Raw genomic sequence first — 21,320 nt, forward strand, 5'->3', positions numbered from 1 at the left:
GGGCGCGTCGCCTCGGAGGGCGCGTCGCCTCGGAGGGCGCGTCGCCTCGGAGGGCGCGTCGCCTCGGAGGGCGCGTCGCCTCGGAGGGCGCGTCGCCTCGGAGGGCGCGTCGCCCCGGAGGAGGAGTCGCCTTCAAGAAAGTAGTCGCCTCTTCGAGGGGCGAGCGCGGCGGAAAGCCTGACGCCGGCCCCGATGCGAGATCCGGGCCGGCGTCGAGGAGGGGTCGGTTCAGCCCTTCGGGATGTCGAAGAGCTTCGCCACCTGCGCCGCCAGGGCCAGGTCGCCCTTTGCCTTGATCTTGCCGGTCATGAACATCATCATCGGGTTGCCGTCGCCCGAGACGACCTTCAGGAAGGTCACCGGGTCCATCGTCATGGCGAGCTTGGGCTCGCGGACGGGCTGGTTGGTGACGGTGCAGGCGCCGTTCTCGATCACCGTCTCGTAGGTGTCGGTGCCGCCGCCCGCCGCGCCGGTGATGTTCCAGTGGATGACCGCCTGGGTCGCGCCGGCGCGGTCCGCGCGGAACAGGGTGGGCATCCGGTTGAAGACCTCGTCGAGGACCTTGGTGCGGCTGTCCGAGCCCATGACCTCCGTGATCTTCGAATCCGGGGTGGACTTCACCAGGGCGGCGAACTCCTTCGGACCGATGGAGGCGAGCGTCTCGGGGTTGAATTCAGTCATGGGTGGACCTTTCGGGATGAGCGCCAGACCTACTCACGAGTAACCTTAGCGATAACCGCGTCGAAGTGCAGTGTCTCAACCTCTGAATAATTGGTGGACCCTGCGTCCCCGTCTTTCTTAGGCTCCTCCGCCGTGTCATTTCCAGCCGAGCGGGCCGGTGCCCACCCAGTGCGGCTTCGCGCCATGTCGCTGCCGCCGCTCAGCGCCGTCGATGTGACCCGCGAGTTCGGCCCTGCCCTTGCCATGAACGCGTCGTGAGCACTCTCGCACCTCTGCGTCACGTTCCTTTCCGCTTTCTGCTCGCCGGCCGTACGGTCACCGCCCTCGGGAATGCGATGGCCCCGATCGCGCTCGCCTTCGCCGTGCTGGACCTGACCGGTTCGGCGGGCGATCTGGGCCTTGTCGTGGGTGCCCGGATGGTCGCGCACGTGCTCGTTCTGCTCGTCGCCGGCGCTCTCGCCGACCGCCTGCCTAAAAGCCTGCTCATGATCGGTTCGGGGCTCGCCGCGGCGGTCACCCAGGGTGCGGTGGCGGCTCTGGTGCTGACGGGTACGGCGACCGTGCCGCTGCTGATGGCCCTCTCCGCGGTCAACGGCGTAGTCGCGGCCCTGGCACTGCCGGCCTCCTCGGCGATCCTGCCTCAGCTCGTTCCGACCGAGCACCGCCAGCAGGCGAACGGGCTCAACCGAGTGGTGTTCAACGCCGCCTACATCGTCGGTGCGCCGGTCGGTGGCATCCTCGTGGCCACCACCGGCCCAGGCTGGGGCATAGCCGCCGACGCGCTGACCTTTCTCCTCTCCGCCGCATGCTTCGCAGGCCTTCGTTCCGTCTCCGCGCCAGCCGGGCCGAAGAGCGCCGCGCCAGCCGGATCGAAGACCGCCGAGCTCGACGGCCGGAAAACCGCCGAGCCCGCCGAGCGGAAGACCAGCATGGTGCGGGATCTGCGGGAAGGCTGGACCGAGTTCCGCTCCCGGACCTGGCTGTGGGTCGTCGTGGCCGGCTTCTGCGTGATGAACGCCGCCCTCAGCGGCGGCTTCAACGTGCTCGGTCCGGTGGTGGCCGACAAGACCATCGGGCGTCATACCTGGGGCTTCGTGCTCGCCGCGCAAACCGTCGGCATGGTGCTCGGCGCGGTGGTCGCGATGCGGGTCAAGGCCCGGCGACCTCTGCTGGTCGGCATGCTGTGCACCGGGTTCGAGGCGCTTCCCCTGCTCACCCTCGGCGTCGCCCCGCGCCTCGGTCTTCTGCTCGCCGCCGCGTTCCTGGCCGGGTTCATGATTGAGCAGTTCATTGTCGCGTGGGAGACGAGCGTGCAGGAACACGTGCCCGCCGAAAAGCTCGCGCGCGTGTATTCGTACGACATGGTCGGGTCTTTTGTCGCGATTCCGGTCGGTCAGGTCGCTGCCGGACCCATCGCGGAGGCCGTCGGCCTCAGGCCGACGCTGGTGGGCGCTGCCGGCCTCGTCGTGCTCGCCGTGGTCGCGATGCTGTGCAGCCGCGAGGTTCGCAACCTGCGACATGTGCGTCCACAGGGCGATCAGGGCGCCGGGAAGCCCGTGGAAGAATTGGCCGCGTGAGCATCCCCAACGTCCTCGCCAGCCGCTATGCCTCCGCCGACCTTGCCGACCTCTGGTCGCCCGAGGAGAAGATCCGGATGGAGCGCCGGCTGTGGCTCGCCGTCCTGCGTGCCCAGCGTGACCTCGGCATCGCGGTGCCCGACGGGGTCGTCGAGGCGTACGAGCGGGTGGTCGACGAGGTCGATCTGCGCAGCATCGCCGAGCGCGAGCGGGTCACCCGCCACGACGTGAAGGCCCGCATCGAGGAGTTCAGCGCGCTAGCCGGCCATGAGCATGTCCACAAGGGCATGACGTCGCGCGACCTCACCGAGAACGTCGAGCAGTTGCAGATTCGGGCGTCGCTGGAGCTCGTCCGGGGCCGCGTCGTCGCCGCCCTCGCGCGGCTCACCGAGCGTGCGCTCGAGCACAGCGACCTGGTCATGACCGGTCGGTCGCACAATGTCGCGGCGCAGGCGACCACGCTCGGCAAGCGGTTCGCGAGCGCGGCGGAGGAGCTGCTGATCGCGTACGAGCGCCTCGACGATCTCATCGCGCGCTACCCGCTGCGCGGCATCAAGGGTCCGGTCGGTACGGCCGCCGATCAGCTCGACCTGCTCGACGGCGACGCCGAGAAGCTGGCGGAGCTGGAGGGCAAGGTCGCCCGGCATCTGGGCTTCGAGCGGGTGCTCACCAGCGTCGGCCAGGTCTATCCGCGGTCGCTGGACTTCGACGTGGTGTCCGCGCTGGCCCAGGTCGTCGCCGGGCCGTCGTCGCTGGCCACCACGATTCGGCTCATGGTCGGTCAGGAGCTGGTCACCGAGGGCTTCAAGCCGGGCCAGGTGGGTTCGTCGGCGATGCCGCACAAGATGAACACGCGCTCGTCGGAGCGGGTCAACGGGCTCGCCGTCATCGTCCGCGGCTACCTGTCGATGGTCGGCGAGCTGGCCGGTGACCAGTGGAACGAGGGTGACGTCTCCTGCTCGGTGGTCCGCAGGGTGGCGCTGCCGGACGCCTTCTTCGCCACGGACGGCCTGTTCCAGACGTTCCTGACCGTTCTGGACGAGTTCGGGGCGTACCCGGCGGTGATCGCCCGCGAGCTGGACCGGTTCCTGCCGTTCCTGGCGACCACGAAGATCCTGGTCGCCGCGGTGCGCAAGGGCGTGGGTCGCGAGGTCGCGCACGAGGTCATCAAGGAACACGCGGTCGGGATGGCGCTCGCGATGCGGGAGAAGGGCGTCGCCGAGAACGATCTCTTCGACCGCCTGGCCGCGGACGGCCGGCTGGGCCTGTCCCGGGGCGAGATCGACGCCCTGGTCGCGGACCGCGCGGCGTTCGTGGGTGCCGCGCCCGCGCAGGTGCGGGCAGTTGCCGACCGGGTCGCGCAGATCGTCGCGGCGTACCCGGAGGCCGCGAGCTACCGGCCCGCGCCGATTCTCTAGCTGGCTCCCGGGGACGGCAGTTCGCCGTCCCCGGGGAAACCGTCAGACGCCGGAGACCGAGCGGATCCACGACCTGTTGTAGGCCACGCTGCCGTAGTACTGCTCGCTCACGCCGTCCGCGAGCGACGCCACGCCCACCTGGGCGCCGTTGTAGATCTGCGGGCCGCCCGAGTCGCCGCGCCACGCGGCGCCGCTGATGCCGGTGCTGGCGATCGCGCGGCCGTCGAACGCGTCGGTCTCGCGGGTCGTGGTGACCCGGACGGTCGCGGTCTTCAGGATCGTCGACGCGTCGCAGCCGCTGTAACAGGTCCTGCCCCAGCCGTAGACGGAGTTCGTCGATCCCACCGGCGGGTAGGAGCTGGACAGGGGCATGTAGCTCGTCGACACCGAGCTGCTCAGCTTCATGAGCGCCAGGTCGTGGCGGGTCTTGATGGAGGTGACCGTGCGGGTCACGCCGCCCGAGGTCCGGTTCGTGCTGCCGATGCGCACCGACATCGAGCCTTCGATGCAGTGGGCGGCGGTGAGCACGTAGTTCGGCGAGATGATCGTGCCGGAGCAGAAGAACTCGCCCTCGCTGAAGACCGCGGCGGCCCACGGCGCTGCGGAGACCGTGCTGCCGCCGATGATGTGCTGTGGGCCGTCGTCCACGGCGGCAGTGGCACCGGTGGGGAGGGCGAGGACGCCGGTGATGGCGGTGGCCAGAGAGGCGACAGCGATGCGGATGCGCACGCCGGGCTCCTTCCGATTCCGTCGATGTGGAGTGACATCGATCTTGATCGAATGAACGTAGGGTGGCCCCGGTTTTGCAACAACATGTCAATTGAGACCTATCACGGTGTGATGGGGCGGGTATTACGTGCCGTTGCCTAACAACTCCATTACGTATTCGGCCGGTGGTGGAGATCACGTCCCAGATCCCCAGCTCAGCCCCGTTCGCGTCAGGCTGCCGACACCGGCCGATGGGTCGATCGGCGGCCGTACAAGGTAGGCTTTGGCCGCTCGCCCCTTAGAGGGCCACCCAACTGCGCGCCTATACAGTCAGGAGTGCCCGTGGCTCGCGTCGTCGTCGACGTCATGCTCAAGCCGGAGATCCTCGATCCGCAGGGCCAGGCGGTCGCCAACGCGCTGCCGCGCCTCGGCGTCAGCGAGGTCTCCTCCGTACGCATCGGACGCCGCATCGAGATTGAGTTCGCCGGCGAACCCGATCTCGACACGGCCCGCGAGATCGCCGACAAGCTGCTCGCCAACCCGGTCATCGAGGACTTCTCGATCCGGGTCGAGGAGTCGAGCGGCGACGTCGCGCAGATGAGCGCGTGACCATGCGGATCGGAGTCGTCACCTTCCCGGGTTCGCTCGACGACGGCGATGCCGCCCGCGCGGTCCGCATCGCCGGCGGAGAGGCCGTTCGCCTCTGGCACGGCGACCCGGACCTCCACGGCGTCGACGCCGTGGTCCTGCCGGGCGGTTTCTCGTATGGCGACGCCCTGCGCTGCGGTGCCATCGCCCGGTTCGCGCCGGTCATGGAGACCATCGCCGACGCCGCCCGCGGTGGCCTGCCCGTGCTTGGCATCTGCAACGGCTTCCAGATTCTCTGCGAGGCCCACCTGCTGCCCGGCGCACTCACGCGCAACCAGCACCTGCACTTCCGCAACCGCGACCAGTACCTGCGCATCGGCGGCACCGCGACAGCCTGGACGAACAGCTTCGCCGACGGCCAGGAGATTCTCATCCCGGTCAAGAACGGCGAGGGTTGCTACGTGGCCGACGAGCGGACCCTCGACGAGCTCGAGGGTGAGGGCCGGGTCGTCGCCCGTTACATCCGCGGCAACCCGAACGGCTCACAGCGGGACATCGCCGCGATCACCAACGCGGCCGGCAACGTGGTCGGCATCATGCCGCATCCGGAACACGCGGTGGAGGCGCTGACCGGCCCGTCGCTCGACGGCCTCGGTTTCTTCACCTCCGCCCTGCGGCATCTGGCCGGAACGGCCGCGGGCGGGCAGCTCACAGGGGGAGCCCAGCGATGACCACCCAGCCCGACACCGCCACCAGCGGCGCGGCGGCGCCGAGCGGGGTGCCGATCCAGCCGCCCGCACGCAGCGGCTTCGCCGCGACCGACGTGCTGGTCAACGAGTTCGGCGCGGTGGACACCGTCCAGCAGGCGTACGACACTCCGGACGACCTCCAGCCGCACACCGAGCTGGGCCTCAAGGACGACGAGTACGAACGCATCCGGCAGATCCTCGGGCGTCGCCCGACGGCCTCCGAGCTGGCGATGTATTCGATCATGTGGAGCGAGCACTGCTCGTACAAGTCGAGCAAGGTGCACCTGCGCCAGTTCGGCGAGAAGGCACCCAAGAACACCCGAATGCTTGCCGGTATCGGCGAGAACGCCGGCGTGGTGCAGATCTCCGATGAGCTCGCCGTCACCTTCAAGGTCGAATCGCACAATCACCCCAGCTACATCGAGCCGTACCAGGGCGCGGCGACCGGCATCGGCGGCATCGTGCGCGACATCCTCGCGATGGGCGCCCGCCCGGTCGCGGTGATGGACCCGCTGCGCTTCGGCGCCGCGGACCACCCCGACACCGCCCGCGTGCTGCCCGGCGTCGTGGCCGGCATCGGCGGGTACGGCAACTGCCTCGGCCTGCCCAACATCGGCGGCGAGATCGTCTTCGACCCGTGTTACCAGGGCAACCCGCTGGTCAACGCGCTGTCCATCGGTGTGCTCCCGGTCGAGCGGTTGCAGCGCAAGGAAGCGGCCGGCGTCGGCAACGTCGTCGTCCTGCTCGGCGCGCGTACGGGCCGCGACGGCATCGGCGGCGTCTCCGTGCTCGCGTCCGCCACCTTCGACGAGGGCGCGGAGCAGCGCCGGCCCTCGGTGCAGGTCGGCGACCCGTTCATGGAGAAGCTGCTCATCGAGAGTTGCCTCGAGCTGTACGACGCCGGGCTGGTCGTCGGCATCCAGGACCTCGGCGGCGCCGGCCTGACCTGCGCACTCACCGAGACCGCCGCCGCGGCGGGCACCGGCATGCGGGTCTGGCTGGAGCGCGTGCAGCTGCGCGAGGCCTCGATGTCGCCCACCGAGATCCTGGCCAGCGAGTCGCAGGAGCGCATGCTCCTCATCGTCGCGCCGGAGAAGCTCGATCAGGTGCTCGCCGTCGCTGACAAGTGGGGCGTCTGGGCCACCGCCATCGGCGAGGTGACCCCGAGCGAGGCTCCGGGCCAGCCCGGCCGCCTGGTGATCAGCTGGAACGACCACATCGTCGTCGACGTGCCGCCCGGCTCGCTCGCCGACGACGGCCCGGTCTACGCGCGCCCGATAAGGGAGCCGGCCGACCTCATCCTGCTGCAGGCCGACCGCGCCGAGACGCTTCCGCGTCCCACGACGCCGGAGGAACTGCGCGAGACCGTGCTGCGCATGATCGCCTCGCCGAACCTGTGCGACAAGTCGTGGGTCACCGAGCAGTACGACCGGTACGTGCTCGGCAACACGGTGCTGGCCCAGCCCGAGGACGCCGGCGTCCTGCGCATCGACGAGCGCACCGGCCTCGGTGTCGCGCTCTCCGTCGACGGCAACGGCCGGTTCGCGCGCCTCGACCCGTACGAGGGCGCCAAGCTGGCTCTCGCCGAGGCCTACCGGAACGTGGCGGTGACGGGCGCCGAGCCCATCGCCGTCACCGACTGCCTCAACTTCGGATCCCCCGAGGACCCGTCGGTGATGTGGCAGTTCGCCGAGGCCGTACGTGGTCTCGCCGACGGCTGCCAGCAGCTCGGCATTCCGGTGACCGGCGGCAACGTCAGCTTCTACAACCAGACCGGCGCCGCCGCGATCCACCCAACCCCGGTGGTGGGCGTGCTCGGCGTCCTGCAGGACGTGGCTCGGCGCGTGCCCATGGGCTTCCCGCCGCCGCCGTCCACTGACGGCGACCTGCTGTTCCTGCTCGGCTCCACGGAATGCGAACTGTCCGGCTCCGAGTGGGCGTGGGTCACCCACGGCCACCTCGGCGGCCGCCCGCCAAAGGTCGACCTGGCCCACGAGCAGCGGGTCGGCCGGCTCCTGGCCCAGGCGTCGGAGCGCGAGCACGTGGTGGCGGCGCACGATCTCTCGGACGGTGGCCTCTCGCAGGTCCTGGTCGAGTCCTGCCTGCGTCGCAACGTCGGCGCCCGCGTCGCGCTGCCGGAGCACGACGCGGCGACGACCCCGTTCGTCTGGCTCTTCAGCGAGTCGGCGGGCCGGGTGCTGGTCGCGGTGCCCCGAGGCCACGACATGGCTTTCGTGGCCCTCGCGGCGGAGCACGGCGTGCCCTGCGTCCCGATCGGCGTGACCACCAACGAGCCGGCGCTCGAGATCCAGCACCAGTTCACCATCGGCCTGGACGAGCTGCGCGAGGCGTTCTCGTCCACGATGCGCAACCTCTTCGGCGGCCCGGCCGAGCTCGGCCCACGCCCCGCGGCGGCGGTGCCGGCGCTCGGTGGTGACGCCGAGGAGTTCCGTTCGGTGACCCTGGAGATCAGCGAGCCGGTGTCGACCTCGATGGTCGACCTCGCCCCGGAGACACCGTCGGCCTTTGGTTCTCGGGCCGACGAGTCCCCGGCCGGCCCGGCGACCGAGGTCGCGGAGCTCCCGGCGACCCCCGACGCCGAGCCGGCTGCGGCGAACGACTCGCCCACCGAGCCCGCCACCCCGTCGGATCGCACGGCCGACCCGGATCACACGGCCGAGGCGGCAACGTCGGAGCGCACGGCCGAGCCCACGGCGTCGGGTGGCGAGACCGATCCGGCAGAGTCGGACAGCCCGGCCGAGCCGGCGCCGAGCACCAAACCGGCCGATGCCGCGCTCGGCACCGCAGAGCCCGGTGACCTGGAGGCCAAGGCCTGACAGCGGCGACAACCTCGGAACGCCACGGCGATATTCGCCGTGGCGTTTCGCTTTCCTATCGGCTGGCAAGGCCGTCTGTCGTCAAAGGACTTCAGGCAAGTCGTCCATGACGAAGGCCGGCCCTGTCATCAAGACAGGACCGGCCTCAGCGTTTTCAGCCGAACCGTGGCGCGGGGTTCGTCAGTCCTCTATCCAGTCGGACGGCCGGCGCTGCGCGGGGTGTGAACCCTCTGGGGCCCGCGGCGCGCCGCCCCGCCCCTGCTCGCCGCCATAGGCGCCGTAGGCGCCACCGCGCTGGTCGTAGCCGTGCTGATCACCGTAGCCACCCTGGTCGCCACCGCCGTAGGCGCCGCCCTGCGGTGCACCTCCGTAAGCATTGCCGGCCTGCGGTGCGCCACTGTAGGCGTTGCCGGCCTGCGGTGCGCCGCCGTAGGCGTTGTCGCCTTGCGGTGCGCCGCCGTAGCCGCCGGCCTGCGGTGCGCCTCCGTAGGTTCCTCCGCCGTAGCCGCCGCCCTGGGGTGCGCCGCCGCCGTAGCTGCCGGCTTGTGGGCCGCCGCCGTAGCCGCCATCGCCGCCGTAGCCGCCGCTCTGGGGACCGCCGTAGGTGCCGCCGCCAGCACGGGGACCGTAGGCGTTGCCGCCGCCGGCCGGAGGGCCGTAGGCGTTGCCGCTGTCGATCCCGGCGCCAGCGCCCGCACCGTCCCAGGCGCCATAGCCGCCCTGGTCGCCGGGCTGCTGACCGTAGGCCTGGTCGCCGGGCTGGTGACCGTAGGCCTGGTCGCCGGGCTGCTGACCGTAGGCGCCGGCCTGGTATCCGCCGGCCTGGTACGCCGCGCCGCCCTGCGGGTCCTGGCCCGCGTAGTCGCCGCCGTAGCCGTTGTCGTAGCCCTGGGCCGCGCCGTAACCGCCCTGGTCGCCGTAGCCGTCGCGCTCGTCGAAGCCGTTCCCGGGGCGGTACATGCCGGTGGGCTCGTCGTAGCGCTGCTGGCCGGGGGCGGCCTGGCCATAGCCGGGCTGATCGTCATACCCGGCCTGGGCGTCGTATCCGCCGTAGCCGTTGGCCGCGGGCTCGTCGTAGCCGCCGCTCTGGGCCGGCACCGGCGCGCCCCCGTACTGGGTGGCCGTGCCGTATGCGGCCGCTCCCGCAGCGCCGGCCGCACCGGCAGCCGGGGCGGAACCCCACCCGCCGGGGGCGTTGTACGCGCCGTTCTGCGGCAGCGGAGCACCGTAGGGATCCGGGAACTCGTCGACCGGCTCGATCGGTGCGCTCCGGTGGATCATCGTCGGAGCGTCCGCCATGGACGGTGCGCCGGAACGCGGGGCGATCATGGTCGCGTCGCCGCGCATGCCGGCCGACGGCGCCATGCGGGTGTCGTCGGCACCGCCGTATCGGTTCGGGCTCGGCGGCAGGGCACCCACGCCCTTGGTGCCCGGGTCGTCCGGATCCTCCGGATTGTTCTTCCGGCGCATCACCACGAGGATGATGGCGCCGATACCCGCGGCGACCAGCAGGCCGCCGACGATGATGAAGAGCAGGGAGCCCGAGTCCTCGTCGTCGCCCGACGTCTTCTGCGTCAGTGGCTGTGCGGCCGCGCTGCCATCGTCGGCGGCCACCGTCGCTTCGTCCTCCGTCGCCGCGCTGGGCTTGGCGGTGGGGCTCGTCGAGGTCGTCGGGGTGGGCGAGGTCGGCGCCGCCGTCAGCTTGATCGTCAACGGCACGGTGACCGAATTGCCGGCGCCGCCCTGGGCGGTGGCGGTCGCGGGCGTGTAGCCCTGCTTCGCCGCACCGAGGATCAGCTGACCTGCCGTGATGGGTGCGCCGTCGGAAGACGTGAAGAAGTAGCCGCCATCGCCGTTGGTCGTGGCGTTGTAGCTGTGCTGCTGGCTGTCGCGCAGCAGCACCACCGCGCCGGGGACGGCCTTGCCGTCCTGGTCCTTGACCTTGCCGCTGACCTGGCGGACCGTCTGGGGCTTGTCCGGGCCCCGCACGAGGATCGTCCGGCTCGCGCCGTTGTCCTCGGTGCCGATCGTCGCGGTGATCTGGACCTGAACCTTCTTCGTCTCTCCTGGACTGACGGCGCCCGCGGTCAGCGTGGCCGTGAAGTCCTTGCTCTTGCCGGCCGCCACCGTGTCGTCGAAGTTGCACTTCCCGCTGCACGTCATGCCGTCGGCGGCGAGCACCACCGTGACGGTCTCTTGGGCACCAAGGGCGGGCGGGTTCCGGTTGAAGATGGTGTAGGTCAGGGTGGTCCTGCCCCCGGATGGGATGTCCCCGGACGACAGACTGGTGATGGAAACCTGTGGTTCCAACGCCAATGCCGCCGGGGGTGCGGCGACGAGGACGCCACCGACCACAGCCAGGAACGCACCGGCCTGGATAGCCCGGGCTCGTAGGTGCGTTGTCACGTCCACCGCCTTCCGGTCGCGCGGTCCTCGGGCTGGCTTAGAGTTGCCCACTGGATTCCGCGACGAGTACACACCGTCGGCCACTATGCCCTGTCGGGGGACATCTGCGCGACCCAGGGCCGCCGGGTTGTGTCTATTCGCCGGGTCGTATTGTCCCGACGTGTCTCCTGCGCACAATAAATCCGAGTCGGTCGGCGCGGCGTTGGACGCGCTGGACGGCGGCGGCGAACCCGACCGATCCGTGCTCCGTGACGCTGTGCGAGCACTGCTGTCCGACCTTGCGCGAACCGCTCCGGGCCGTTCGGTGGAGGTCCGTATTCCACCTTTCGGTGCTATTCAGTGTGTCGCCGGTCCGAGGCACACCCGCGGCACACCGCCCAATGTGGTCGAGACCGATCCGATGACCTGGCTTCTCGTCGCAACGGGCCGTTTGGGCTGGTCCGATGCGGTGGATTCGGGCCGGGTACGGGCGAGTGGAACACGCACCGATCTGGCTCCGTACCTCCCTGTGCACCCGAGCTGAATGCCCGTCACCTCGCGTACACTGGGCGGTCGGAACAGACCAGCAAGTCCGAGCAGATCAGCATGAGGGAGCAAGCGCGTGCCCCGAGGCGACGGCCGGTTGACCGACGATCTCGACCCCCAGGACCGCGGACCCCAGGATGCCTGCGGCGTCTTCGGCGTCTGGGCTCCCGAGGAAGAGGTCGCAAAACTTACCTATTTCGGCCTTTTCGCACTGCAGCACCGGGGCCAGGAGGCCGCCGGCATCGCTGTCAGTGACGGCTCGGGTGTCGTGGTCTACAAGGATCTTGGCCTGGTCTCCCAGGTCTTCGACGAGCCGACGCTGGCCAGCCTGCGCGGCCACCTCGCCATCGGGCACACCCGCTACTCCACGACCGGCGGCTCCAACTGGGAGAACGCCCAGCCGACGATCCGCGCCACCACGGCCGGCACGACGATCGCGCTGGCGCACAACGGCAATCTGGTCAACACGGCGGATCTGGCCCGTGAGGTCGCCGAGCGTGGCCTCGAGGCCGACGCCGCGACCTCGGACACCGCCCTGGTGACGACGCTGCTGGCCAGTCGCCCCGACCTGTCGGTCGAGGCCGCGGCCATGGAGGTGCTTCCGCGGCTGCGCGGCGCGTTCAGCTTCGTTTTCATGGACGAGAGCACGCTGTACGCGGCGCGCGACCCCCAGGGCGTGCGCCCGCTCGTGCTGGGCCGCATGGAGCGCGGCTGGGCGGTGGCCAGCGAGACCGCCGCCCTCGACATCGTCGGCGCCAGCTTCGTGCGCGAGGTGGAGCCCGGCGAGATCCTCGCGATCGACGAGCACGGTCTGCGGTCGACCCGGTTCGCGGTGCCCGAGCCCAAGGGCTGCCTCTTCGAGTACGTATACCTTGCCCGTCCCGACACCACGATCGCCGGCCGCAACATCTACGCGGCCCGCGTCGAGGTCGGTCGTCGCCTGGCGAAGGAGCACCCCGTCGAGGCCGACCTGGTCGTCGGTGTCCCGGAGTCCGGTATCCCGGCTGCGATCGGATATGCGGAGGAATCCGGCATTCCGTACAGCGCGGGCTTCATGAAGAACGCGTACGTGGGCCGTACCTTCATCCAGCCCTCGCAGACGATCCGTCAGCTCGGCATCCGGCTGAAGCTGAACCCGCTGCGCGAGGTCGTCCGCGGCAAGCGCATCGTCGTCATCGACGACTCGATCGTGCGCGGCAACACCCAGCGCGCTCAGATCCGGATGCTGCGGGAGGCCGGCGCGCTCGAGGTGCACGTCCGCATCTCCTCCCCGCCGGTCAAGTGGCCCTGCTTCTACGGCATCGACTTCGCCACCCGCGCCGAGCTGATCGCGAACGGCCTCGAAATCGACGGCATCCGCCGCTCGATCGGTGCCGACAGCCTGGGCTACGTTTCGCTGGACGGTCTGGTCCAGTCGACCGAGCAGCCGAAGACACGACTCTGTATGGCCTGCTTCGATGGGCAGTATCCGATCGAGCTCCCGGCCGGACACCTGATTGGCAAGCACCTGCTCGAGAGCGTCGGCAAGCGGGCGTCGATGCCCGACGCCTCGCCGGAGGCGGCCACCGCGGCGGTGGCCGGACTCGAGCAGGAGTACGAGGATGAGCAGTACGCCGAGGGCGAGCGCGACCAGGCGCAACCGCTCGTCGGCAGCCCGGGCGGGGTCGACGCCCTGCACCGCCCGTAAGCTTTCGGGCCCGACCGGAACCAGCGCACCACCGCAGACGTCGTAACCAGCGGCCCAGCCGAGCAGCACCACCACCAAAGGGGAGAACCGTGACGCACGTGTCCGAGCGCAGCAGTGCCGGATCGAACGGCGCCGAGGGCGGCGACCGTCAGCCGTGGTCGGCCGGGGCCGGCCGCCCCGGCCGCAAGCGCACGGTGACGTACGCGGACGCCGGCGTCTCGATCCACGCCGGCGAGCGCGCGGTCGAGCTGCTCAAGTCGAAGGTCAAGAAGACCACCCGTCCCGAGGTGATGGGTGACCTCGGCGGCTTCGCCGGGCTGTTCAAGCTCAACACCCAGAAGTACAAGAGCCCGATCCTCGCGTCGTCGACCGACGGCGTCGGCACCAAGCTGGTCATCGCCCAGCAGCTCGACATCCACGACACCATCGGCATCGACCTTGTCGCCATGGTCGTCGACGACCTGGTCGCCTGCGGCGCCGAGCCGCTGTTCCTGCTCGACTACATCGCCTGCGGCGAGGTCGTGCCGGACAAGGTCGCCGAGATCGGCGCCGGCATCGCGGACGGCTGCCGGTACGCCGGTTGCGCCCTGCTCGGCGGCGAGACCGCCGAGCACCCGGGCGTGCTGCGCCCCGACGAGTACGACGTCTCCGCGACCGGCGTCGGCGTCGTCGAGGAGAGCGAGATCCTCGGCGCCCACCGGGTCGAGATCGGTGACGCGGTCATCGCCATGCGCTCGTCCGGCCTGCACTCCAACGGCTACTCGCTGGTGCGCCACGTGTTGCTCGGCGCGGGTCGCATGCGCCTCGACACGGTGGTGGAGGACTTCGGCAGGCAGCGCACCCTCGGCGAGGAGCTGCTCACCCCGACCAAGATCTACGCCAAGGACTGCCTCGGCCTCATCGAGGAGACCGACGTGCGCGCGTTCTCCCACGTCACCGGCGGCGGCATCCCGGGCAACCTGGTCCGCATCCTCCCGGAGCACGTCGACGCGGTGGTGGACCGCTCGTCGTGGCGCCCGCAGTCGATCTTCGACCTGATCCAGGCGAAGGGCCGCATCGAGGACACCGAGATGGAAGCCACCTTCAACATGGGCGTGGGCATGTTCGCCATCGTCTCCTCCGACGACGCGGACCGGGCCATGGCCTACCTGACCGGCCGGGGCGTCGAGGCGTGGCAGGTCGGCGAGGTCATCGAGGGCAGCGGCCAGGTGCAGATGATGGGCCAGTACACCCGCGGCTGAGCCGCCGGCCGCCGGCTCATGCCGGCGCCAACCTCGCGAACGCACGTGTCCCGCCGGCACCCGCCGGCGGGCACCGGCGGGTGGGAAGAAGCGGCGCGCCGGCGTCGACGTGCGGCGGGTGGAAGAAGCCTCGCCGCCGGCGGGCAGAAGCCTCGCCGCCGGCGGGCAGAAGCCCCGCCGCCGGCGGATGCGGGCGCCGATTACGGCGCGTATCGCCGAAAGTCACCCGTCCCGTCATCCCGCGGCGGCGAAGGCAGTTTCCCGCCCTTCGTGTGCAATGATCCACGTGTGTCGATGTCACGAGACCTGTGTGATCTTTTGGCCGTGAATGGGGGGCGGGGCAGACTCGGGTGGACGTCGGCACCTAGCCTGGCCTGAGTCGACGACGGCGTGGACGGAGGTGGCTGTGGGAGTTCCCTGGAGTGGCATGCGCGGGATCGCTACGGTTCCCACCTACGTCGTCATGCAACCCACTACGCTCTGCAATCTCGACTGTTCCTACTGCTACCTGCCGTTGCGGCGGGTGGACCAGAAGATGTCCGTCGAGGTCGCCAGCGCCGTTGCTGCTGGTGTGGACGACTGGGCCCGTACCCGAAGATTCTCGGTGGTGTGGCACGGCGGCGAGCCGCTCGCGGCGGGCCGGACCCACCTGGCCGCGCTGATGCGGCCGTTCGCCGCGGGCGTCGAGCACCACATCCAGACCAATGCGACCCTGATCGACGACGCGTGGTGTGAATTCTTCGCCGAGCACGGCATGCGGGTCAGCGTGAGTGTCGATGGCCCCGAGTCGCGTAACAGTGATCGCGTCACCCTGGGTGGCAAGCCGGCCTACGACCGGATCGTTCGCGGGATCGACGCGCTGAAACGGCACGGGATTCCGTTCTCCGCGCTGTGCGTGGTCGGTCGGCCCGCGCCCGGGCTGGCGACCGAGCTGTACGACTACTTCCTCGGCCTCGGCTGCGACGTGCTCGGCATCAACGTCGAGGAGCTCGAGGGTGTCAACGTCCGCGCCAATCGGCATCCCGAGCGGGACGTGACCGCCTTCTGGGCCGAGCTGGTCGGCGCCTGGCGCCGCGATCCCCGCATTCACCTGCGGGAGGTCGAGTGGTCGCTGCGCTATGCGGCGGCGGTCCTCGACGGCACCGCCGACGACGTGCTGCCCCGGCGCCTGGATCCGATCCCGACCGTGGCCCACGACGGCAGCGTGGTCCTGCTCTCGCCCGAGTTGGCCGGCTTCTCGGACCCCCGCTACGGCGACTTCAGCAGCGGTAACGTGCTGACCACCCCGCTCGCGGAAATCCTCGCTAACGCGTCCACGACGCCGTGGATCCGCGAGTTCCTCGACGGGGTGGAGGCCTGCCGCGAGCAATGCCCCTACTTCGGCTTCTGCGGCGGCGCGCATGCCGCCAACCGCTACTTCGAGCTGGGCCGGTTCGACGTGACAACGACGGACCACTGTCGGAACAGCAAGATTCGCCTACTGGAGGGAGTGCTGGACCATGCCCGAGATCACGAGCCCACGGCCGTCTGACCGCGTGGAGACGGATCCCGTGACGGCGCGGGTGCGGGACACCCGGACCGGCCTGGCGGCCCTGCTCGAGGAGGCTGAGGAAGCCCGGCAGCAGCGCGCGGAGTCGGCGACGAAGGACGGCTCGGCGGTGTGCGCCTGGAACCACTTCGAGAACATCCCGACGTTCTACAACTGGAACAACCGACCCCGCTGATTGGGTACGGGCACAGCAAGGCCCCGTGGCACACCGCCCGGCCGCTGCCGTCCCGGCCCGGTCGCGCCGCCGCCGGGCCCCGGTGGTGGGGCACGCTGGAGCAGGCATCGGCGTAGACCGATTCCGCCCATGTCATGGGCGGATCGGAGCCACCTGCGGACCGCTGCCGGACCCCGTGCGACGCCGCCGGATGCTCAGGGCATCCGGAACGCCACGCTGAGGACGGCGGAGGGGTGCACTAGGTACAGGCCATGATGCCCGCGCGGTCAGACCGCGTGGGCATCATGCTCTGCCGGAACGACCGCGACACACGGGAGCACGCGGGAAGCCGCGTGCTCTGTGCAATACGGGTCAGCGCCTCGAAGGCGACCAGCTGTCGTGCTCGTCGTCCGCATCGTCATCGTCATCGTCGTCGACGACATTGTCGTCGTCGTCGACGAAGTGATGGTCGGACTTACCAGCACCCGCCAGTTCGCGCTGCAAGGCGGTGAGGTCGGTGTTCGGGGAGTGGTACTTCAACTCCCGGGCCACCTTTGTCTGCTTGGCCTTAGCACGGCCGCGCCCCATGGCTCGACCCCCTCGCACAGAATTCGGGGCAGCCCGAAGGCGGGCCCCGATGACGTCAGGCATCTCTCGTGGGTCTTACGGTACATGGACGATGCCGCCTTCGGCACCTCGGGTTACGTGTACCACCGTCGCGCGTCGCGGCCTGTCCTGGACGCGGCGCGCGACGGCGTACAAATCCGTCAACCCAGGTAGATGCTGCGGAGCCGTCCGACTTCGGCCATCCGACGCTCGGCGAGGCGGTCCGCAGCGACGGCGGGCGGCACACCCTCGTCGTCCGCGAGGCGCAGGATCTGGCCCGTGGTGTCGAAGATCTTCGTGGCGCGCAGCTTCGCCCGCTCGAAGTTGAAGCCCTCGATCTCGTCGGCCACCTGGATCACGCCGCCGGCGTTGACCACGTAGTCCGGTGTGTAGAGGATGCCGCGCTCCTCGAGGAGCTTCTCGATGCCAGGGTGGGCGAGCTGGTTGTTCGCACCGCCGGTCACGATCTTGGCGCGCAGCACGGACACCGTGTCGTCGTCGAGGGCGCCGCCCAGCGCGCAGGGGGCGTACACGTCGATGTCGCTGGTGACCAGCGTCTGGGTGTCCGGAACGAGATCGATCTGGGGGTACGTGGCCCGGGCCCACTCGAGCGCGGCCGGGCTGACGTCGGTGGCGACCACGGTGGCGCCGTCCTCGATCAGGTGACCCGCCAGGTACTTGCCGACCTTGCCGAGGCCGGAGATGCCGACCCGGCGGCCGGCGAGGGTGGGACGGCCCCAGGTGTGCTCGGCGGCCGCCCGCATGCCCTGGAAGACGCCCCAGGCGGTCAGGACGGACGAGTCGCCGGCGCCGCCGTGCTCCACGCTGCGACCGGTCACGTAGCGGGTCTCACGGGCGATGACATCCATGTCCGGCACGTAGGTGCCGACGTCGCAGGCGGTGTAGTAGCGGCCCTTGAGGGTCTCGACGAAGCGACCGTAGGCGCGCAGCAGCGCCTCCGACTTGTCCAGCGCCGGGTCGCCCCAGATGACCGCCTTGCCGCCGCCGAGATCGAGGCCGGCCAGGGCGTTCTTGTACGCCATGCCGCGCGAGAGGTTGAGCACGTCGGTGACGGCCGCCTCCTCGCTCCCGTACGGGTAGAACCGGGTGCCGCCCAGCGCGGGCCCGAGGGCCGTGGAGTAGATACCGATGATCGCCTTCAGGCCGGTGTGCCGGTCCTGGCAGAAGACGACCTGCTCGTGCCCGACGGCGTCGGTGCCATCGCTGCTTACGAACACGCCCATGACTGCTCTCTCCTGAGTGTGTTGGGTTGAGTGCCCTTGTGGGACGACCCTGCCTGCTCCGGCGGGGTGTTGCCGGACATCAGACGAGCCTAGCCGTGCATCGTGCCACCCGATTGGCTGTGCGCGAGAAGTCAATCGGGAGCGATTTCGTGAAAGGATCGCGCCGTGCCGTCACTGTTCGCGTCGTACCTGCGCGTTTACGAGCCGCTGACCGCCTTCGACCGGGACCGCCAGGTTTTCTGGCGGCGGTACGCGCGCGAGGGGCGGGCGCTGGGCCCGGTCGAGGGTCCGGTCAAGCAGCGCACCGCCGTGCTCGAGGCGCTCGGCGCCGGCTGGACGCGGCTGCCCGACCTTCCCGACGAGGCGTACGTGCTGGAGTGGGGCGACACGCTGCTGGTCTGCCCCTGGAACCTGCGGCTGCGGGTGGCGGAAGCCGCCCTGAACGCCCGTGACGGCGTGCCGAGCGTCCTCGCCGACGCCTTCGTGCCTCCGGTGCTGGCCGGGCAGGCGAAGGCCATCGTCGAGGACTGGCGCAGCGGGGCCAAGGTGCTCGAGCACGGCGTCCCACGGGTGCACGAGCAGGTCGCCACGTGGGGTGTGCCGCTGCGGTGGTTCGTTTTTGTCGATCTGGACGAGCGGGAGATCAACCTTTCCGGTGGCCGGCGTTCGCTGCGCTATCGCACCGAGATCTCCAAGGCCCGGCGGCGCGCGCATCGGGGCGTGTCGGTGCTGCGGAAGTCGCTGGGCGACGCGCCGATCACCGAGGCGGTCGAGGAGGGGACGCGCTGGCTGGAGGAGTTCCATCCGCGCTCGATCGTCGAATTGGACTACGGCGGCCTGACCGGCCTGCTGCCGGATGCCGATCTGCGCGACGACGATTCACCCGGACTGGTGGCCGCCGGCCTGTCGGCACTCTCCAGGGGTGACGCGGACGCCGCCACGGAGGCGTACGAGAAGCTGGTCGCCCGCTGGCGGGCCGTGCAGTTGCTCGAGCGCTGCAACTGAGTCACCGGGGGTAGCGCCATGACCAGCCGAAACGAGGACGAACACGTACGGATGGGCGGCCGAGAGAGCGCTCTCTAGGCGAATACTCTTCGTAATCGCCGTCCCGCGAAGCGTGATTTTCGGTCCAAACAAGACACTTTCTGGCGTAGAAAACTGGTATAAATCGGGCATGCTTCATCCGTCTATCTAGGGACGTTCGGCCGTTCGGCCCATGTCGGACATCGGGGACTAGCCGGACCATGAGAGACGCACCGGCCGGCGGGACCCCGGCCGATGTCTTTAGGTACCTGTGGAGGAGTGACCGATGGCATCGCGTACCCATGATCCAGAGCCGCTACTGACACCGGCCGAGGTCGCGTCGATGTTCCGTGTCGACCCGAAGACCGTCACCCGGTGGGCCAAGGCGGGCAAGCTCAGTGCGATTCGCACGCTGGGCGGACACCGTCGTTACCGGGAGTCGGAAGTTCGTGCCTTGCTGCAGGGGCAGATCCCCACGCAGCGCCAGGGCGACTGAACGAACGCGGTCGAGGCGAAGGATCGATACAAGGGGCGAGCGCCGGGGAAGGCGATCGCCCCTTCTGCGTTTCCTGATTAACTCAGGGGTCGCGGAAACTCAGGACACGAGGATCGTCGTGGTGCCGTGCAGGCCGCGGCGCACTCGGCTGCCCAGCAGCGTCAGGTGGCCCATCAGGCCGTACTTGCGCTTGAGCGCGTCGCCGACCCGCACCCGGTCGGCCTCGTCGCCGATGCGCGCGGTCGCCTCAACCGCCTCGCCCCGCGGATTGCCGCGCAGGTCGCAGGCGGCGAGAGTGACACGGCCGCTGTTGCGGATCCGTTTGAGCTTCCCGGTGCCCTTCGGCGTCCAGAAGGCCAGACCGGTGCCGTCGGGGACCACCCAGAGCGGTGTCGCCACCGCCCGGCCATCGCGCCGGAAGGTGGTCAGGAGGACGTACTTCTCGGAACCGAGTTGCTCCAGCGTCGGCATGAGCCAAGAGTAGTGACAATGGATCAGCCAGCGCTCGGAGACGTGTTCGGAGAGATGATCCGGGACGCGTACGCGGTGCGCACGGGCATCGGGCCCCGACCGCTGGCCGGCGGACGCGTGCCGCGGCCGGTCATCGAGATCATCGAGCGGGACGACGGGCTGATCAACGGCGCGCCCGCCGACCACTACCTCGCCGAGCCCGCCGAGTGGCAGCCGCACGACGTCCGCGCCCTGCGCCTGTGCCGTGGGGCGGTGCTCGACATCGGGTGCGGTGCCGGGCGGACGGCGCTCGAACTCCAGCGCCGCGGCATGGCCGTGACCGGGCTGGACACGTCGCCCGGCGCCATCGAGGTCGCCCGCCGGCGAGGCTTGCGTGACACCGTCATCGCCACGGTCGACGCCTACGCCCGTTCGCGAACCCGCTACGACACCTTCCTGCTGCTGGGCAACAACCTCGGCCTGCTCGAGGGGCCCGACCGCGCGCCGGCCTTCCTCGGCGCTCTGGCTTCGTTGGCCCGGCCGGGTGCGCGGATCGTCGCGCAGGGGACCGACCCGTACGGGACGACCGATCCGGTGCACGCGGACTACCACCGGCGCAACATCGAGCGCGGCCGGATCGGCGGCCAGCTCCGGCTCCGGCTGCGCTACCGCCTGTTGGCCACCGCGTGGTTCGACTATCTGAATTGCTCCGTCGACGAGCTCGAGGGACTGCTCCGAGGCACCGCCTGGCGGCTCAAATCCGTCGACACCCAGGACCGGCCTTACTACCTTGCGGTCATGGAGTTACCCACATGACCATCCTGACCAGGGAGCAGGTACGCCTCAGCAAACGCCTGTCACTTGTGCTGCGCCACCGGCCCGAGGCGGCCGGCCTCACCCTCGACGCGAACGGCTGGGTGCCGGTCGCCGACCTGCTCGCCGCCCTGTCGATCACCCGTGCCGACCTCGACGTGGTCGTCGCCAACAACGACAAGGCCCGGTTCGCGATCGCCGCGGACGCCGACGGGATCGAGCGGATCCGCGCCAACCAGGGGCATTCCCGACGGGTGAACGTCGACCTCGGCCTTGCGCCGGCGGAGCCGCCCGCGGTGCTGTTTCACGGCACGCCGAGAGCCAACCTGCCGTCGATCATGAAGGACGGGCTGCGGCCGCGGAGCCGCCACCACGTCCATCTCTCCCCGGACGTGCCGACCGCGCTCGTCGTCGGCCGGCGGCGGTCGGTCGACGTGGCGATCCTGCGGGTGGACGCCGGCGGGATGGCGACGGCCGGGCATGTCTTCCACCGGAGTGCGAACGGCGTCTGGCTCACCGCGGTAGTCCCCGCGGGGTTCGTCCACGAATGATTCGCGTAAACGGACAA

Annotated in this window: 20 protein-coding genes; 14 read left to right on the top strand and 6 right to left on the bottom strand. The window is 70.1% G+C overall.

Going from position 1 to position 21,320, the window contains the following annotated elements; all coding sequences use genetic code 11:
* Nucleotides 1–228: 228 nt before the first annotated feature.
* Complete coding sequence (locus AB0M36_RS20115) at nucleotides 229–681, bottom strand: SCP2 sterol-binding domain-containing protein (RefSeq protein WP_364159543.1); 453 nt, start codon at nucleotides 679–681, stop codon at nucleotides 229–231.
* A 254-nt stretch (nucleotides 682–935) separates the two neighbouring features.
* On the opposite strand from AB0M36_RS20115, the gene AB0M36_RS20120 reads away from it, so the two are divergent.
* On the top strand, nucleotides 936–2,258 hold the full coding sequence (locus AB0M36_RS20120; protein ID WP_364159545.1) for an MFS transporter: 1,323 nt from the start codon (nucleotides 936–938) through the stop codon (nucleotides 2,256–2,258).
* Nucleotides 2,255–3,676 carry an adenylosuccinate lyase gene (gene purB / locus AB0M36_RS20125; protein ID WP_364159547.1) on the top strand — a complete coding sequence of 474 codons (1,422 nt, stop codon included), beginning with the start codon at nucleotides 2,255–2,257 and terminating at the stop codon, nucleotides 3,674–3,676. The genes AB0M36_RS20120 and purB overlap by 4 nt, the downstream gene beginning before the upstream one ends.
* 42 nt (nucleotides 3,677–3,718) lie before the next feature.
* On the opposite strand, the gene AB0M36_RS20130 is transcribed toward purB, so the two are convergent.
* Complete coding sequence (locus AB0M36_RS20130; protein ID WP_364159549.1) at nucleotides 3,719–4,405, bottom strand: trypsin-like serine protease; 687 nt, start codon at nucleotides 4,403–4,405, stop codon at nucleotides 3,719–3,721.
* 321 nt (nucleotides 4,406–4,726) lie between these two features.
* On the opposite strand from AB0M36_RS20130, the gene purS reads away from it, so the two are divergent.
* From purS to purL, 3 genes are read left to right on the top strand one after another with little or no spacing between them, the layout of a single operon-like run.
* Nucleotides 4,727–4,993 carry a phosphoribosylformylglycinamidine synthase subunit PurS gene (purS, locus tag AB0M36_RS20135; RefSeq protein ID WP_364159551.1) on the top strand — a complete coding sequence of 89 codons (267 nt, stop codon included), beginning with the start codon at nucleotides 4,727–4,729 and terminating at the stop codon, nucleotides 4,991–4,993.
* Complete coding sequence (gene purQ / locus AB0M36_RS20140; protein WP_364159553.1) at nucleotides 4,990–5,703, top strand: phosphoribosylformylglycinamidine synthase subunit PurQ; 714 nt, start codon at nucleotides 4,990–4,992, stop codon at nucleotides 5,701–5,703. The genes purS and purQ overlap by 4 nt, the downstream gene beginning before the upstream one ends.
* Complete coding sequence (purL, locus tag AB0M36_RS20145; protein WP_364159555.1) at nucleotides 5,700–8,558, top strand: phosphoribosylformylglycinamidine synthase subunit PurL; 2,859 nt, start codon at nucleotides 5,700–5,702, stop codon at nucleotides 8,556–8,558. The genes purQ and purL overlap by 4 nt, the downstream gene beginning before the upstream one ends.
* A gap of 180 nt (nucleotides 8,559–8,738) precedes the next feature.
* On the opposite strand, the gene AB0M36_RS20150 is transcribed toward purL, so the two are convergent.
* On the bottom strand, nucleotides 8,739–10,964 hold the full coding sequence (locus tag AB0M36_RS20150; protein WP_364159557.1) for a carboxypeptidase-like regulatory domain-containing protein: 2,226 nt from the start codon (nucleotides 10,962–10,964) through the stop codon (nucleotides 8,739–8,741).
* A gap of 160 nt (nucleotides 10,965–11,124) precedes the next feature.
* Between AB0M36_RS20150 and AB0M36_RS20155 the strand changes: the two genes are divergently transcribed.
* The 5 genes from AB0M36_RS20155 to amcA all read left to right on the top strand — a co-directional run bounded on the left by AB0M36_RS20155 (nucleotide 11,125) and on the right by amcA (nucleotide 16,141).
* The gene (locus tag AB0M36_RS20155; RefSeq protein ID WP_364159559.1) at nucleotides 11,125–11,487 is read left to right on the top strand and encodes a sterol carrier family protein; all 363 of its coding nucleotides are present in this window, start codon (nucleotides 11,125–11,127) and stop codon (nucleotides 11,485–11,487) included.
* A gap of 78 nt (nucleotides 11,488–11,565) precedes the next feature.
* Nucleotides 11,566–13,176, top strand: coding sequence for an amidophosphoribosyltransferase (gene purF / locus AB0M36_RS20160; protein ID WP_364159561.1), 1,611 nt, complete (start codon nucleotides 11,566–11,568; stop codon nucleotides 13,174–13,176).
* 89 nt (nucleotides 13,177–13,265) lie between these two features.
* Nucleotides 13,266–14,417, top strand: coding sequence for a phosphoribosylformylglycinamidine cyclo-ligase (purM, locus tag AB0M36_RS20165; protein ID WP_364159563.1), 1,152 nt, complete (start codon nucleotides 13,266–13,268; stop codon nucleotides 14,415–14,417).
* A gap of 427 nt (nucleotides 14,418–14,844) precedes the next feature.
* The gene (amcB, locus tag AB0M36_RS20170) at nucleotides 14,845–15,948 is read left to right on the top strand and encodes a cyclophane-forming radical SAM peptide maturase AmcB (RefSeq protein WP_364159565.1); all 1,104 of its coding nucleotides are present in this window, start codon (nucleotides 14,845–14,847) and stop codon (nucleotides 15,946–15,948) included.
* Nucleotides 15,917–16,141, top strand: coding sequence for a multiple cyclophane-containing RiPP AmcA (gene amcA, locus AB0M36_RS20175; RefSeq protein WP_364159567.1), 225 nt, complete (start codon nucleotides 15,917–15,919; stop codon nucleotides 16,139–16,141). Before amcB ends, amcA begins: the two co-directional genes overlap by 32 nt.
* A 351-nt stretch (nucleotides 16,142–16,492) precedes the next feature.
* Here amcA and AB0M36_RS20180 read toward each other — a convergent pair whose 3' ends face one another.
* Entirely contained in the window at nucleotides 16,493–16,708 is a 216-nt protein-coding gene (locus AB0M36_RS20180) for a DUF3073 domain-containing protein (RefSeq protein WP_364159569.1), read from the bottom strand.
* Between the two features lie 179 nt (nucleotides 16,709–16,887).
* A complete protein-coding gene (locus AB0M36_RS20185) occupies nucleotides 16,888–17,970 on the bottom strand; it encodes a Glu/Leu/Phe/Val dehydrogenase dimerization domain-containing protein (protein ID WP_364159571.1) in 1,083 nt (360 codons plus the stop codon).
* A gap of 165 nt (nucleotides 17,971–18,135) precedes the next feature.
* On the opposite strand from AB0M36_RS20185, the gene AB0M36_RS20190 reads away from it, so the two are divergent.
* Together AB0M36_RS20190 and AB0M36_RS20195 are read left to right on the top strand one after the other, a co-directional pair.
* Nucleotides 18,136–18,975 (top strand): hypothetical protein, encoded by an 840-nt coding sequence (locus tag AB0M36_RS20190; protein WP_364159573.1) that lies wholly within the window; start codon nucleotides 18,136–18,138, stop codon nucleotides 18,973–18,975.
* 304 nt (nucleotides 18,976–19,279) lie between these two features.
* A complete protein-coding gene (locus AB0M36_RS20195) occupies nucleotides 19,280–19,489 on the top strand; it encodes a BldC family transcriptional regulator (protein ID WP_014687221.1) in 210 nt (69 codons plus the stop codon).
* A 99-nt stretch (nucleotides 19,490–19,588) separates the two neighbouring features.
* On the opposite strand, the gene AB0M36_RS20200 is transcribed toward AB0M36_RS20195, so the two are convergent.
* The gene (locus AB0M36_RS20200) at nucleotides 19,589–19,960 is read right to left on the bottom strand and encodes a PPOX class F420-dependent oxidoreductase (protein WP_364159575.1); all 372 of its coding nucleotides are present in this window, start codon (nucleotides 19,958–19,960) and stop codon (nucleotides 19,589–19,591) included.
* 18 nt (nucleotides 19,961–19,978) lie between these two features.
* Between AB0M36_RS20200 and AB0M36_RS20205 the strand changes: the two genes are divergently transcribed.
* Together AB0M36_RS20205 and AB0M36_RS20210 are read left to right on the top strand one after the other, a co-directional pair.
* Nucleotides 19,979–20,755, top strand: coding sequence for a class I SAM-dependent methyltransferase (locus tag AB0M36_RS20205; RefSeq protein WP_364159577.1), 777 nt, complete (start codon nucleotides 19,979–19,981; stop codon nucleotides 20,753–20,755).
* A complete protein-coding gene (locus AB0M36_RS20210; protein ID WP_364159579.1) occupies nucleotides 20,752–21,303 on the top strand; it encodes an RNA 2'-phosphotransferase in 552 nt (183 codons plus the stop codon). The genes AB0M36_RS20205 and AB0M36_RS20210 overlap by 4 nt, the downstream gene beginning before the upstream one ends.
* The last annotated feature ends 17 nt before the right edge of the window (nucleotides 21,304–21,320 follow it).

It is taken from the genome of Actinoplanes sp. NPDC051346 (assembly GCF_040682215.1).
Classification (GTDB): Bacteria; Actinomycetota; Actinomycetes; order Mycobacteriales; family Micromonosporaceae; genus Actinoplanes.

What these genes read in the sequence shown, in the direction of transcription:
- AB0M36_RS20115 (WP_364159543.1), bottom strand. Translation starts at nt 681, where the DNA reads ATGACTGAATTCAACCCCGAGACGCTCGCCTCCATCGGTCCGAAGGAG.
- purL (WP_364159555.1), top strand. Translation starts at nt 5,700, where the DNA reads ATGACCACCCAGCCCGACACCGCCACCAGCGGCGCGGCGGCGCCGAGC.
- amcB (WP_364159565.1), top strand. Translation starts at nt 14,845, where the DNA reads ATGCGCGGGATCGCTACGGTTCCCACCTACGTCGTCATGCAACCCACT.
- amcA (WP_364159567.1), top strand. Translation starts at nt 15,917, where the DNA reads ATGCCCGAGATCACGAGCCCACGGCCGTCTGACCGCGTGGAGACGGAT.
- AB0M36_RS20180 (WP_364159569.1), bottom strand. Translation starts at nt 16,708, where the DNA reads ATGGGGCGCGGCCGTGCTAAGGCCAAGCAGACAAAGGTGGCCCGGGAG.
- AB0M36_RS20185 (WP_364159571.1), bottom strand. Translation starts at nt 17,970, where the DNA reads ATGGGCGTGTTCGTAAGCAGCGATGGCACCGACGCCGTCGGGCACGAG.
- AB0M36_RS20195 (WP_014687221.1), top strand. Translation starts at nt 19,280, where the DNA reads ATGGCATCGCGTACCCATGATCCAGAGCCGCTACTGACACCGGCCGAG.
- AB0M36_RS20200 (WP_364159575.1), bottom strand. Translation starts at nt 19,960, where the DNA reads ATGCCGACGCTGGAGCAACTCGGTTCCGAGAAGTACGTCCTCCTGACC.
- AB0M36_RS20205 (WP_364159577.1), top strand. Translation starts at nt 19,979, where the DNA reads ATGGATCAGCCAGCGCTCGGAGACGTGTTCGGAGAGATGATCCGGGAC.
- AB0M36_RS20210 (WP_364159579.1), top strand. Translation starts at nt 20,752, where the DNA reads ATGACCATCCTGACCAGGGAGCAGGTACGCCTCAGCAAACGCCTGTCA.